The sequence below is a fragment of the Candidatus Blochmannia sansabeanus (nom. nud.) genome (assembly GCF_059935345.1).
Genome location: NZ_CP011795.1, coordinates 190,368 through 205,968 on the forward strand (window position 1 = coordinate 190,368; position 15,601 = coordinate 205,968).

At 27.5% G+C, this 15,601-nt stretch carries 7 protein-coding genes; 4 read left to right on the forward strand and 3 right to left on the reverse strand.

Going from position 1 to position 15,601, the window contains the following annotated elements:
• Positions 1 to 1,267: 1,267 nt before the first annotated feature.
• From lpdA to aceE, 3 genes are all read right to left on the reverse strand, one after another.
• Entirely contained in the window at positions 1,268 to 2,686 is a 1,419-nt protein-coding gene (lpdA, locus tag Bsans602_RS00775) for a dihydrolipoyl dehydrogenase (RefSeq protein ID WP_500837218.1), read from the reverse strand.
• Positions 2,687 to 2,848: 162 nt separating this feature from the next.
• Positions 2,849 to 4,147 (reverse strand): dihydrolipoyllysine-residue acetyltransferase, encoded by a 1,299-nt coding sequence (gene aceF, locus Bsans602_RS00780; protein WP_500837219.1) that lies wholly within the window; start codon positions 4,145 to 4,147, stop codon positions 2,849 to 2,851.
• A gap of 8 nt (positions 4,148 to 4,155) precedes the next feature.
• The gene (aceE, locus tag Bsans602_RS00785) at positions 4,156 to 6,825 is read right to left on the reverse strand and encodes a pyruvate dehydrogenase (acetyl-transferring), homodimeric type (RefSeq protein ID WP_500837220.1); all 2,670 of its coding nucleotides are present in this window, start codon (positions 6,823 to 6,825) and stop codon (positions 4,156 to 4,158) included.
• Positions 6,826 to 8,768: 1,943 nt separating this feature from the next.
• Here aceE and mrcB point away from each other — a divergent pair.
• The 4 genes from mrcB to eno all read left to right on the forward strand — a co-directional run bounded on the left by mrcB (position 8,769) and on the right by eno (position 15,166).
• Positions 8,769 to 11,132 (forward strand): bifunctional glycosyl transferase/transpeptidase, encoded by a 2,364-nt coding sequence (gene mrcB / locus Bsans602_RS00790; protein WP_500837221.1) that lies wholly within the window; start codon positions 8,769 to 8,771, stop codon positions 11,130 to 11,132.
• Positions 11,133 to 11,382: 250 nt separating this feature from the next.
• Positions 11,383 to 11,733, forward strand: coding sequence for an iron-sulfur cluster insertion protein ErpA (gene erpA, locus Bsans602_RS00795; protein WP_500837222.1), 351 nt, complete (start codon positions 11,383 to 11,385; stop codon positions 11,731 to 11,733).
• Between the two features lie 399 nt (positions 11,734 to 12,132).
• Positions 12,133 to 13,773 carry a CTP synthase gene (pyrG, locus tag Bsans602_RS00800; protein WP_500837223.1) on the forward strand — a complete coding sequence of 547 codons (1,641 nt, stop codon included), beginning with the start codon at positions 12,133 to 12,135 and terminating at the stop codon, positions 13,771 to 13,773.
• A 79-nt stretch (positions 13,774 to 13,852) separates the two neighbouring features.
• Positions 13,853 to 15,166 (forward strand): phosphopyruvate hydratase, encoded by a 1,314-nt coding sequence (eno, locus tag Bsans602_RS00805; protein ID WP_500837224.1) that lies wholly within the window; start codon positions 13,853 to 13,855, stop codon positions 15,164 to 15,166.
• Positions 15,167 to 15,601 lie beyond the last annotated feature (435 nt).

Below are 15,601 nucleotides of genomic sequence, written 5' to 3' on the forward strand. Positions count from 1 at the left end.
AATAAATTAATTAATATTTATTTTTCACATATATAGGTATTAGTTTTTAATAATGTAATACTGCGTAAGTACATATTATACTTATAATAAAAAATATATTAATATTGGTAATTATTTGATTTATAAAACGTTATTATACTGAACTGTTATATTACTGATTAAAAATAAAAGTTATTTAATGATTTTAATTGAAGAATGCTACAATATAATAATGATAATAAAACTATGCCCTATATATATTTAATAATGTAAATTTTTTTAATCGTTAAATTTGATAACTTTTGTGCTTTTAAAATATTCATCAAAACTTTTATCTTTTAGATTTTCATATATAAATAAAGTTAACATTTTAATTGTATTTGTGGAACACACGTTAGATAAAATAGCACATGATAACAACTATTGCTATGTTCATACAATTTAATAAATTTATATAAAATTTACTATTAAATAAAATATAAATCGTTTTATTTTATTAGATAATGTGATTTTAATAATACAAAACACTGCTACTTAGTTAGTTTTAGTGATCTATATATAACAAGTACATGGATGAGTATAATAGTAACTCTCAGTAAAAAAGTTATTGTTAATGTATACAACAATAAATATATTTAATTATTTTTAAATTAGATTGAATGATTAAAGATATATATTAAATTTAAATATTTTCAAATTTCTTAATCTATCTCTAATTTCACAAGAGATTGATAATATATTTAGTTATTTTGTTATTATTAAAATTTTTTATTTATATACAATAATACAACATTTTAGATCAATTTTTAATGACATACTTATAACTTACATCACTAATTCTAATATGAAAATAAATTTCTATTATTATAAGAATAAACATTTTAAATAATAAAATATTCAATTTCTAATTATAGTTAATTAATATCCGAAAATTAATTATATCCTAAATTAAACTAACTAATGATAAATATAATGAATACAAAACACACGACACATTTGCAATCTATGCAATTGTTGTGTACATAATTTTATAATGTTTAACATAATGAATGTCAATTCCTACTGATCGATGTTGTTATTTTAAATATTTCATTGCCATCAATTAAACTATATCATATCCAAATAATATAAATAATTACAACTATTATATTTAATTTGTAAAATTATGTAGTATATAAAATACTAAACACTAATATACTTCATAAATTAAAACAAACTACATATCAATGTAGTACTATTTCTAAATTTAATTTATTAAAATTTAATAATTATATAAAATTTATTATATTCATATTTTTATATTAGGCATATCAGTACTCGATCCATCATAAATAGATGCTGCTGATGCTATTGATTCATATAAAGTTGGGTGAGCATGAATAGTTAAGATAATATCTTCTGCATCACACCCCATTTCAATAGCTAATGCAACCTCTCCTAATATTTCACTAGCGTTCGTGCCTAAAATAGATCCTCCAATAATTCTGTTTGTTTTTTTATCGAAAATCAATTTAGTCATACCTTCTTTACAATCTTCAGTAATTGCTCGACCTGAAGCCATCCAAGGGAAAACAGTAACTGTATAATCTATATTTTTTGCTTTCGCATCTTTTTCAGTATAACCAACCCATGCTATTTCGGGATTAGTATATATAATAGACGGAATTATTATTGGATCAAAATAACGTTTTTTACCAGAAATAACTTCTGCTGCTACATATCCTTCATGGATACTTTTGTGCGCTAACATTGGATGCCCAATAATATCGCCAATAGCAAAAATATGTTTTATATTAGTACGCATTTGTTGATCTACAGGAATAAAACCATATTTATCTACATGTACTCCTGCGTTTTCAATGCTCAACATATTACCATTCGGAGCGCGACCAATTGCTAGTAATAATACATCATAGCGTTTAATATTTTTTAATGAAGTTTGATTATCTTCCATAGTAACATAAATACCATCTGTTTTAGATTCTATTATGCTGACTGTAGTATTTAAAATTAAATTCACATTTCTACTCATTATTTTAGAAAAAAGATTGATAATATCTTCATCTAAAATTGGTACAATTTGATTATATACCTCTACTATATCAATTTCTGATCCAAACGCACGATATATTGTTGCCATTTCTAATCCTACAGCCCCAGAGCCTATGATAAGTAAACGCTTAGGTATTGATTGTAAAGATAAAGCATCAGTTGAACTCCAGATACGATTATCCTCAGGAACATGTGGTAAGGACACAGCATGTGACCCTGCTGCTATAATAGCATGATTAAATGTTATTTCTAAAGTCATTTGATTATTTTCAACTTGAATAGTATGCTCATCAATAAATTTCCCAATTCCATTAATTACTTTTACATTACGTGTTTTTGCCATAGCACTTAAGCTGCTTGATAGCTGCTTGATGATCTTGTCTTTCCAAGCACGTGTTTTGTCAATATCAACATCTGCTTCTGTTGATGTAAGAATACCATATTTATCTAAATGTTTTTTTGTTTCAATTAATTTAGCAATATGTAATAATGTTTTAGAAGGAATGCAACCAACATTAAGACATACTCCACCTAAAATGGGGTAACGTTCCACTATAGTAGTTTCCATTCCTAAATCAGCACAGCGAAAAGCCGCTGAATAACCTCCTGGTCCCGCGCCTAAAACAAGAATTTGGGTTTTTAGTTGCATATGCATAGCTCTCTCTTTTTTTACCTTTCAGATTTTAATTAACACTATAGATCAGTATATCTAATTTAATTAGATATGTATGTCTTTATTATGTTAATTTTTATATCTGATAATGATATATACGCTTATATTTTATGTGATATCATCATAATTTACATAATAATCAATTTACATAGCCAATAGTCGTATATCGGAAATTATTCTATTAATAAGTGTTATGAATCGAGCGCCATCTGCACCATTAATAACACGATGATCATATGATAATGATAAAGGCAATATTAAACGTGGAACGAATTTTTTTCCAGTCCACACTGGTTTTGTAAAAGATTTAGATATACCTAAAATAGCTACTTCTGGAACATTAATAATAGGAGTAAAAGTTGTACCTCCTATATTTCCTAGATTAGATATAGTAAAACTTCCTCCTTGCATATCAGAAGGAACCAATTGATTTCTAGAACGCGCTTTATTTGAAAGTGCTGTTAACTCTTGTGATAATAAAATGATACCTTTTTTATTTACATCACGTAAAACAGGCACTAATAACCCTTCAGAAGTATCTACTGCTATGCCAATATTAATATATTTTTTTAAAATTAACGTTTGACTGTCTTGAGATAAAGAACTATTAAATTGTGGTAATTCTTCTAATGCTTTTGAAACTGCTTTTATAACAAAACCTAGTAGCGTAATTTTACAATTTATTTTTTTCTTTTCAATTTCAAGATTTTGTTGCTTTCTAAAATGTTCTAAATCAGTAATATCAACTTCATCAAATTGTGTTACATGAGGAAGCATTATCCAATTTCTTTGCAAATTTGCGCCAGAAATTTTTTGTATTTTACTTAACGTTGTAGTTGTAATATTGCCAAATCTACTAAAATCTATTTTTGGCCAAGATGGTATAGATGATAAGAATTGATTAGATTGAATAGATGGCATACAGTTTTTATGATGTATTGACATATTATTCATGTAATCCTGAATATCTTCCTTTAAGATACGTCCTTTACGGCCACTACCTTTTACTTTTGATAAATCTATTCCGCATATACGAGCTATATGACGTACTAATGGAGTAGCGTGTATTGTAATATTGGGCGTAGAATAGATACTGTGGTTTGTCGTATTATTATATATGTCTCTGTTCTTTATGTTATTGGCTTCTAAAAAACAAGAAGAGGGGCTGGTATTTTTTTGATCATTAAAAGATGATACATTGGTCTCAGTTTGTGTGTTAAGTAATAAAATTAAAGATCCTGTGTGTACTTTATCTCCAACATGAACATAAATTGTAGTAACAATACCAGAACAGGAAGCTGGTATTTCCATAGAAGATTTATCGCTTTCTATTATAATAAGCGGTTGATTAATATTAATTTCGTCTCCAATTTTTACCATGACTTCTGTAACTTCTAATTCATCATCACCAATATTTGGCACATTAACTTCAATTGTCGTCATGCTACCTCCTATGATAGACGTGGATTAATTTTATCAGGATCAATATTAAATATTTTGATAGCATTTAGAACAACATTAGCATGAATATGGCCATTTTTTACTAATTGAGCTAATGCAGCTGTAACTACATAACCTGTATCTACTTCAAAATGATGCCTTAAATTTTCTCGACTGTCAGATCGCCCAAATCCATCTGTACCTAAAACAAAAAAATGATCACTTGGAACAAAACAACGAATTTGTTCTGCAAATAACTTCATATAATCAGTAGCTGCTATAGTAGGAAAATTACTTAACACGGTAGTAATATATGGTATTTTGGGTATATCCATAGGATGCAACATGTTCCAACGTTCACAATCTTGCCCATTTCGTGCTAATTCAGTAAAAGAAGTAACGCTATATACATCAGAACTTACATTATATTCTTGAGACAAGATTTGAGCTGCTTCACGAATAAGACGTAAGATAGCACCAGACCCCATTAACTGAATTTTTCCATTTTTTCCAGATAAAGATTCTAATTTATAAATTCCTTTTCGAATACCTTCTTCAACCCCTTCTGGCATTGCTGGCATATGATATTTTTCATTTAATGTAGTGATATAATAATATATATTTTCTGGATTATTACCATACATACGTACTAATCCATCTTGTATAATTACAGCAATTTCATATGCATATGCTGGATCATAGGAAATACAATTAGGAATTGTCAGTGATTGAATATGACTATGGCCATCAGCATGTTGTAGTCCTTCGCCGTTTAAGGTAGTACGACCAGATGTTCCTCCAATTAAAAATCCTCGAGCTTGTTGATCAGCAGCAGCCCAAAAAAAATCTCCAATTCTTTGAAAACCAAACATTGAATAATAAATATAAAAAGGAACCATAGGAAAATCATTAGTACTATATGAAGTGGCAGCAGCCAACCAAGAGGCTGCTGCTCCCAATTCGTTAATGCCTTCTTGTAAAATTTGCCCTTGTTTATCTTCGCGATAGTATGCAAGTATATCACGATCTTGAGGAGTATATTGTTGCCCCATAGAACTATAAATACCAATTTTTCGAAATAATCCTTCCATCCCAAAAGTTCGAGCCTCATCAGCAATAATAGGCACCAGTCTGTGTTTGATGGGCTCATATTGTAGTAGTATATTGAAGACACGCACAAATGCAAGAGTAGTAGAAATATCTTTATTTTGTTGTATTAATAAAGGATAAAAATGTTTTAATGTTGGCAGTTCTAATGAATAAGTAGAATGTTGCAATCTGTTCGGAACATATCCAAATAATTTTTTGCGTTGTTCATGTAAGTATATGTATTCCTTAGAACCCTCTTTAAATGTTAAATAAGGTAAAGATTCAATTTGATCATCTTTGATAAAATTAAGATTAAATCTATCTCTAAAATGACGTATTCCTTTTATATTAATTTTTTTAATTTGATGCGCAATGTTCATTCCTTCAGCACTGGAACCCATTCCATAACCTTTAATAGTATGCGCCAATATTACGACAGGCTTTCCTGAACTATTTTTAGCTTTTTCTAAAGCAGCAAATACTTTTTTAGGATCATGCCCACCTCGATCTAATGCCCAAATTTCAGCATCACTCATATCATCCACCAATGCATTAGTTTCTGGATATCTTCCAAAAAAATGTTTACGTACATATGCGCCATCTTTAGATTTAAATGTTTGATAATCTCCATCAACGGTTTCATTCATAAGCTTAATGAGTTTGCCACTAGTATCCTTATGTAATAAAGAATCCCATTTACTTCCCCAAATAACTTTAATTACTTCCCAACCTGATCCTTTGAATATATTTTCTAAATCATTGATAATTTTTCCATTTCCTATTACTGGACCATCTAATCGCTGTAAATTGCAATTAATAATAAAGATTAAATTATCCAATTTTTCTCTAGCGGCAATGTTAAGCACCCCTTTAGATTCAGGTTCATCCATTTCTCCGTCTCCTAAAAAAGCATATACTGTTTGTAAAGTAGTATCTTTTAAATTCCTATTTTTTAAGTATTTTAAAAATTTTGCTTGATAAATCGCACTAATTGGAGTAAGTCCCATAGAGACTGTAGGAAATTGCCAAAATTCTGGCATTAATTTTGGATGGGGGTATGAAGGAAGTCCCAGGTTTTTAATTTCTTGACGAAAATTATTTATTTGATCTTCATGTAATCGTCCTTCAAGAAAAGCCCGAGCATATATCCCAGGTGAAATATGACCTTGAAAATATACTAAATCACCTCCATCATGCTTATTACGCCCACGAAAAAAATGATTAAAACATACCTCGTACAACGTAGCTGAAGATTGAAACGAAGCAATATGTCCTCCTAGATCTAAATTTTTTTTTGATGCATGTAATACCATCATAATAGCATTCCAGCGAATAACAGCGCATATATGTTGTTCTATTTCCAAATTGCCAGGATATTTAGGTTCATCTTGAACTGGAATAGTATTTATATAATCATTTGTTATTATTTCATTACTAGAGATAACAACACCATTACTACGGGCTACGTGTATAATTTGATTTATTAAAAACTGAGCTCGTTTAACACCTTCTTTTTGAATAACTGAAGAAATAGATTGCAACCAATCTTGTGTTTCTATTGGATCCACATCATTAGATAAACATTCTAACATTGTAGCGTTTCCTTAATGTGTTGAAATATATGTATATTATTTATATTAATATTATAAATTTTTTTGCATGACGTATAATATAAATTATTTATATACGATTATGTTCATAATGAAACAAAATTATTCTTTAAAATATATTAATTTTGTTGTTTTAAGATAAAACTTTTGGTATGCAACGACAATTTAGTAATTCAGATGACTATAAAACATTCCTAGGATGTTCTATAATCACCTTTTAAAAGCAATAAATAACACAAATCAGATAAGTAAACATAATATATACAAATATTATTTATTAATTTTTCGTACTAATTTTTATAATATATTATTTATTTAAATAACTGTACTAAGATATATAATCAATTCATTTTTTATACCAATATTTTTTAGGATGATGTACATAATATATGTCACATATAAAACAATAATATTTTTAAATAGTTTTAAGATTATTTCATCATAAAATGAAATTATGTTTCATATTTTTTATAATGATCAACTAGAAAATACATATTAATTGGTATTTTATTGTTTCTTCATCGTAATATAATTTATATATTAAATCAATTTGTTGTTTATAAATTTATATATAACAAAAAATTTACTTAATACTTAAATTTTTTCTAATTTAAATTAGATGTTTACAAAATTATTATATTTATTTTTTCATTTAATTTTCACATAGTATTTTAAAATGATAATAATAAAAGAATAAATGTACCTTCATATCACACATTTGTATCTATTAAAACTATATAATTATTATATGTAATATATATTATTCAATATTTAACCGCGCTCAAATATAGTTACACGCGCAGCATATGCTCAATAATGCAAAAATAAATTAAAATATAAGTACGAATATTTTAAATTTTAAACACAAAACTGCATGCTTATATAGAAACAATATGGATTGAAATTATTTTCAACATTAATCGCAATGTAGATATATAAAATCATAAGTTTCTTGTGTGTATAAGAAATGATATTTATGTATATAAAATTTTATCAGATTTGTAATTATAAAAAATTTACAATTTTAGGTACTAAATCTGATTGATGATTAATATTAATTAATTAATTATATAAATCTATATAAATGTAATTATTTAAATAAATCATAAGTCAAAATAGTAATTTTACAATATAATTGTGATAAAATTTTTAAATATTTTTTGGAAAAACAAATGTGCGCAAACATCACTTCTTTATTTTCATAATAATTTACTTTATAAAAGTTATGAATAAAAATTTTATTTAGTTATATTAAATAAAAAAATCTATACATTGTTAAATTTGATTGTAATATTTTCATGACAATTTAATTTTTTATGTACTTCTAACACATATATTAAAGCTATTCTATTTTATTTAAAAATATTTACTTATGTATTTTATTCTGTAGAGACCTCAAGCAAATATTATAAAAAATTATTTAATATTTTTCATGAAGAAGTTTTAATTATATAAATATGTATATGAGATATATTCATATTTAAAAGATTTAAATAATACCTATGTATTATATTTATGAATACTACATAACTTCAATTTATTTTCATATAAATATAATCATTTACAATATTGTTTTAGTAGATTTCCAATCTTATTGAACTGATTTAATAAAAATTATTTATAATTTACCAGAGATGTATTCATATATAAAATATAAGTTAAAACTATTATATAAATATTTTTATATGATTTGTTTATAGCTTTCATGCTATATTTAATGTGTTTATGGTTTTGTTTATTAAAAATAATAAACAAAACCATAAATTCTTATTTAAAAAATGTATAAATTACTGTAAATTGATCGTAATATTTTAAATACTGTTACTTAAATATAGTAAATATATATCTCACATAATGTTTATCACATATAATAAAAAGCAATATCAAAGTAATTAATTGATAATTAATTTACCTTGAGTATCATAATGTGTATTGAAAACTACAATTTTATAGATCAATTACCATATAAGTATCATTTAATCATTGTGCAACGAACTTTACATTTTGTATATACTATAATATGCATTTTTGCATTTATTATTATTCTAATTGCAATGTATGGAATATTCTTAGATAAGACAATTCAAAGTCGGATTAACGGAAAAGTCTGGCAATTGCCTACTGTTGTTTATAGTCGTATGATTAATATTGAACCTAATATGTCATACAATAAAAATGATATAATTCATTTATTAGAATCATTACAGTACCGTCAAGTATCTAAAATTACTCATCCAGGAGAATTTATCGTACGTAATAATGAAATTGAGTTATTTCGTAGACCTTTTAACTTTCCAAGTGGAGAGGAAGGAGAAATACATGCATCCTTTTTTTTTAATCAAGAAAAATTACTACGCATTTATAATCAAGATACAAAAAATAATTTTGGATTATTTCGGTTTGACCCTAAAATCATCTCTATTATATATGCTCCTAATGGGCAACAAAGGTTATTTTTGCCAAGATCTGAATTTCCAGACGTATTAATAGATATGTTGTTGGCCATTGAGGATCGTTATTTTTATCGGCATGATGGTATTAAAATATCTTCTATTGGTCGTGCTTTTTTAGCTAATGTTATTTCCGGCCGCGCTGTACAAGGTGGGAGCACCTTAACTCAGCAATTAGTAAAAAATTTATTTCTGAATAATACCCGATCATTATGGCGTAAATTTAATGAAGCCTATATGGCTTTAATTGTTGATTATCGATATAGTAAAGACCACATTCTTGAATTATATTTAAACGAAATATATTTTGGTCAAAATAGAAATGATCAGATTCGTGGATTTCCTTTAGCCAGTTTTTATTATTTTGGAAGGCCAATAAGTGAATTAAGTTTAGATCAACAAGCAATGTTAGTTGGAATGATAAAAGGAGCATCGTTATATAATCCCTGGAAAAATCCACAGATAACATTGGAGCGCCGAAATTTAATACTAAAATTATTAGCACATAGAAATATTATTGACAAAAAATTATATACTATTCTTATTGCACGCCCTTTAGGAATACAATCAAAAGACGAGGTATTAATATTACGTCCTGCCTTTGCACAAATGGTAAACGAAGAAATACAAAATATTAATCAAATTAACAATTTTTCTGGAATAAAGATATTTACGACGTTAGACCCTATTTCTCAAAAATCAGCAGAAAAAGCAATGGAATTAGGTATCCATAATCTAAGACGTTTTTATAAAATAAAAGATTTAGAAGGAGCCATAGTTGTAGTAGATCGATTTAATGGAAAGATACGTGCTATGGTAGGTGGATCTGACCCATATTTTTATGGATTTAATCGTGCTATGTATGCCCGTCGTTCTATTGGTTCACTAGCAAAACCAGCAACTTATTTAGCAGCCTTGAGTAATCCTAATCAATATCACCTTAACACATGGATCGCTGATGAACCTATTACTTTAAAACAACCAAATGGAGTGATTTGGTCTCCTAAAAATTATGATCGAAAATTTAGGGGAAAAGTTGCGCTGATTGATGCATTTATTAAGTCTCTCAATATACCTACCGTCAATTTAGGAATGACAATAGGATTAGACGTAGTGTCTAATTTTTTAATAAAATTGGGTATTCCACCTGATTGTATTTCTTCTTTTCCATCTATTCTGTTAGGATCTATCAATTTGACGCCTATAGAAGTAGCACAAAAATTTCAAACCATTGCTAATGGTGGTCAATATTCTTCCTTATCGTCTGTTCATTATATTATGAATGAAGAAAATACGATACTGTATCAATATTTTCCTAAAACAGAACGTGTTATTTTTCCTCAAGCCGCTTATTTAATATTATATGCAATGCAACAAGTAGTAGCGCAAGGAACTTCTTATATTTTATCCGTAAAATTTCCTTATTTACAGTTGGCTGCTAAAACTGGCACTACTAATGATCTTCGCGATAGTTGGTTTGTCGGAATTGACGGCAAAGAAGTAACTGTGATTTGGATAGGTCGTGACAATAATGGAGAAACCAAATTAACAGGAACAAATGGGGCATTAACTCTATATAGTCTTTATTTGGAACATCACCATAAACCTACCCCTTTAAGTTTAATACCGCCTAATGGTATTAAACACGTACCCGTAGATAATCGTGGTAATTTTATCTCATATGATAGTAAAAATACCTGTTATCAGGTCTTACCAGTATGGACAACTGATCCACACTCACTATATAAATCACTCAATCAAACAAATATAATTTCATATGATCCACAATCAGCAGATAATATCATAGACAATAAAGATATTCATGATGTAATTGAATAAATTAAATAATTTTATCCATAAGTAAAATGTTACTTATTGTAAGTCACATTACAGTATAATTGTAATAATAATTTAACTATATTAATTAAGTTTATATAGTTTTTATACTATATTGCGAAATCAATATTATTAATTTAAATATTTTTAATAAAAATAAAAACAAAAAGTTTTATACATTTATTTTAACTAACTTATTGCTAACAAGTTAATTATAGCACTATATATCATGTAAAAGAAAAGGCTGGTAATTATGAACAGTAATGCAACGTTTCCTGTACAATTGACTGATTTTGCAGCTGATAAAGTAAGACTTTTAATTAAAAACAAAACAACAAACAATTTAAATTTAAAATTACGTGTGTATATTATAGGAGGAGGTTGTAGTGGATTTCAATACGGATTTACTTTAGATGAACAAAAATCTAATGATGATTATATTATAGAAAACAATGGTGTTACTTTAGTAATTGACCCTGTGAGTTTGCAGTATTTATTTGGAGGCATTATAGATTATTATGAAGGACTAGAAGGATCCCGATTCGTTGTAATTAATCCAAACGCTAAAACTACTTGCAGTTGTGGTTCATCATTTAGTATATAAAATGTATAGTACAAGTAATAATATATTTTACAAATGATACAACATATTATGGTTTTGTAATTAAAACATACATGTATCATGTTTCGTTCAGTATAAACTTTATCAAAATAAAAAATTAATATTATGGTAGTATAATTTATACTATTGTTATGTTACTAATATAAATATATATGATTATTCTCTAATAGTATTAGTAGGTGATTTAAACCCAAATATTCATTAACACTAAACCATTCACTATTAAAAGTTTAAATGACATTCAAGAATAATTATAATTTATATTCCAGAAACAAAGATAAGTATATCAAAAAATTAATATTTAACTAAATAATTCGCTATAATTTATAATAAAATTTAAATCATAGAAATTATATATATTTATATAATTTAGGTTAATGTGTGAAAATTAATTATATTTTTGTTACTGGAGGAGTGGTATCATCTTTAGGTAAAGGTATTGCTACAGCATCGTTAGCTGCAGTTTTAGAAGCACGTGGTTTGCGTGTGACTATAATGAAGCTAGATCCTTATATTAATGTAGATCCTGGTACGATGAGTCCTATACAACATGGTGAGGTATTTATTACTGAAGATGGAGCAGAGACTGATTTAGATTTGGGACATTATGAACGTTTTATCCGTACCAAAATGAGACATCATAATAATTTTACTGCCGGTAAAATTTATGCCGATGTTTTAAGCAAAGAACGTCGTGGTGATTACTTAGGAGCTACTATACAGATTATTCCTCATGTTACTGATACCATAAAAAAATGGATTATAGCGGGTGGTTCTGGTTACGATGTTTTATTGGTGGAAATAGGAGGAACAGTAGGTGATATCGAATCATTGCCTTTTTTAGAAGCTATTAGACAAATGGTAATAGAGGTACATAAAGAAAAAACCTTGTATATACATTTAACATTGGTTCCTTTTATTACAGCATCCGGAGAACTAAAAACAAAACCTACGCAACATTCAGTAAAAGAATTACTTTCTATAGGTATCCAGCCTGACATTTTAATTTGCAGATCTGATAGAGTAATCAGCAATAATGAACGGAAAAAAATTTCTTTGTTTTGTAATGTACCCAAACAAGCAATCATTTCTCTTCAAGATGTAGATTCAATTTATAAAATACCTGCTTTATTAAAATCACAAGGACTAGATGATTATATTTGTAAACGTTTTAATTTAAATTGTCCTGAAGCAGATCTATCAGATTGGGAAGAAGTAATTTATTATCAAGAACATCCAATAGGAGAAGTTACTGTTGGCATAGTAGGCAAATATATTGAATTAGTAGACGCTTATAAATCAGTAACAGAAGCATTAAAACATGCTGGAATAAAGAACCGTTTTATTGTCAATATTCGTCTTATTAATTCTCAGGAAGTAGAACAATTAGGTATAGAAAAAACTTTAAAGGGATTAGACGCAATTTTAGTTCCTGGAGGATTCGGTTATCGTGGAGTAGAAGGAAAAATTTTATCTGTACAACATGCCAGAGAAAACAACATACCATACTTCGGGATTTGTTTGGGTATGCAAGTAGCGTTAATTGAATTTGCCCGACATGTTGCTGGAATGCCAGATGCTAATTCTACAGAATTTATAACTAATTGTAAATGCCCAGTAATAGCTTTAATAACTGAATGCAAAGATGAAAATGGCACTATGATGACGTACAATACTAATCTAGGTGGTACTATGCGCTTAGGAAATCAAGTATGTTATTTAATTAAAGGAAGTTTGACATATCAAATATATGGAAAAAGCACTATATTAGAACGTCATCGACATCGTTACGAAGTTAATAATATGTTATTAAAAAATATAAAACATGCCGGATTAGCTTGTGTTGGATTTTCTGAAAATAATCATTTGGTAGAAGTTATTGAATATTCAAAACATCCATGGTTTATAGGTAGTCAATTTCACCCTGAATTCAATTCTACGCCTCGCGAAGGACATCCTTTATTTATAGATTTTATAAGAGCTGCAATGGAATATAAACATCGTCATAATAAATTAATTTAGTGTATATGAGTTCATGTTTATGGTACTATATTTCTAGTTTGCAATTAAAAATATAGATTCATTTATAAAGGAAATATACATGCCTAAAATTTTAAATATTGTTGGACGTGAAGTTATCGATTCTCGTGGTAATCCAACAGTGGAAGCTGAAGTATATATTAAAGGTGGCTCTAGATTAGCATCAGTACCATCTGGAGCATCTGTCGGTTCCCAAGAAGCTGTAGAACTGCGAGATAATGATAAAAATCGTTTCTTCGGAAAAGGGGTAATAAAAGCAGTTAATGCTATAAATGGGCCTATTAATAAAATATTAAAGGGCATAGATGTAACAAAACAACATACTATTGATAATACCATGATTGATTTAGATGGCACTAGTAATAAATCAAAACTTGGAGCTAATGCCATCTTAGGGGTTTCTTTAGCAATTGCAAAAACGGCTGCAGTATTTAAAAATATTCCGTTATACCAGTACATCGCCGATTTATATAGTATGTCAACAAATAAATTTTCTATACCATTCCCTATGATGAACATTATTAATGGCGGTAAGCATGCTGCTAATAATTTAGATATCCAAGAATTTATGATCATTCCAGTTGGAGCAAAAACAATTAAAGAAGCGATTCAGATGGGATCTAAAATATCACATGTTTTAGGTACGATACTAAAAAATAAAGGAATCTCTACGCAATTGGGCGATGAAGGCGGATATGCTCCTAATATCAATTCTCATACTACCGTTCTAGAACTAATAAAAGAATCTATTGAACAATCCAATTATGTCTTAGGAAAAGACATTGTATTAGCAATAGATTGTGCCGCATCTGAACTATTTGATAGAACAACTGCCAAATATAATATAAAAAGTGAAAAAAAATCCTTTACTTCTAAAGAATTTACTCATTATTTATCATTATTAACACAAAAATATTCAATAGTTTCTGTTGAAGATGGACAAAGTGAACATGATTGGGATGGATTTGCTTATCAAACTAAAGTTCTTGGAGATAAAATTCAATTAGTAGGAGATGATTTATTTGCAACCAATGTAAATCTATTACAAGCAGGTATTGACCAAAACATTGCAAATTCTATCTTAATTAAGTGTAATCAGATAGGATCATTAACTGAAACATTATATACCATCAAAATAGCTAAAAAAGCAGGATATACTACAATTATTTCACATCGTTCCGGAGAAACTGAAGATACTAGTATTGCTGACATAGCAGTGGGTACCAATGCAGGTCAGATAAAAACTGGACCTGTTCGCTGTTCTGAACGTGTAGCTAAATATAATCAACTTATTCGTATAGAAGAAATTTTAAGTAAAAAAGGGGCATTATGCGGGTTTAATAACATAAAGTACATATCAAATTCTGATATATAATTAAGTGTATCTAAAAATATGTAATACTTAATCAAGATATACTTTATTGTATAAAAATTAAATAACGAGAATATAATTCTCTATCACTTAATAATAGAACGTTAAGTACAAAGATAACTAGTTTTAATGATATTAATTATACTAGACAAATGATATTATATAACATATAGATATATGCAGAAGTAGTGATAATAAATTATTATTTTTAATATGTATTTATAGTAAATAAATATGTAAACTATTGCAAGTACTATTTCTCATACTATTATGGTAATAACAAAATATAATATATGATTAATATTATCGTAGGTTTATAGTATCTTCAAAGATCACAACAAGTAATTTTTTAAATTAGTATCTATTGACTAAATTAAACATTTGGATAAATTACACGCATACATTTGTATTTAGTGTATCTGTTTTATCTAAATATTA

Coding starts and splice junctions, on each gene's coding strand:
- lpdA (WP_500837218.1), bottom strand. CDS start 2,686: ATGCATATGCAACTAAAAACCCAAATTCTTGTTTTAGGCGCGGGACCA.
- aceF (WP_500837219.1), bottom strand. CDS start 4,147: ATGACGACAATTGAAGTTAATGTGCCAAATATTGGTGATGATGAATTA.
- aceE (WP_500837220.1), bottom strand. CDS start 6,825: ATGTTAGAATGTTTATCTAATGATGTGGATCCAATAGAAACACAAGAT.
- mrcB (WP_500837221.1), top strand. CDS start 8,769: ATGTGTATTGAAAACTACAATTTTATAGATCAATTACCATATAAGTAT.
- erpA (WP_500837222.1), top strand. CDS start 11,383: ATGAACAGTAATGCAACGTTTCCTGTACAATTGACTGATTTTGCAGCT.
- eno (WP_500837224.1), top strand. CDS start 13,853: ATGCCTAAAATTTTAAATATTGTTGGACGTGAAGTTATCGATTCTCGT.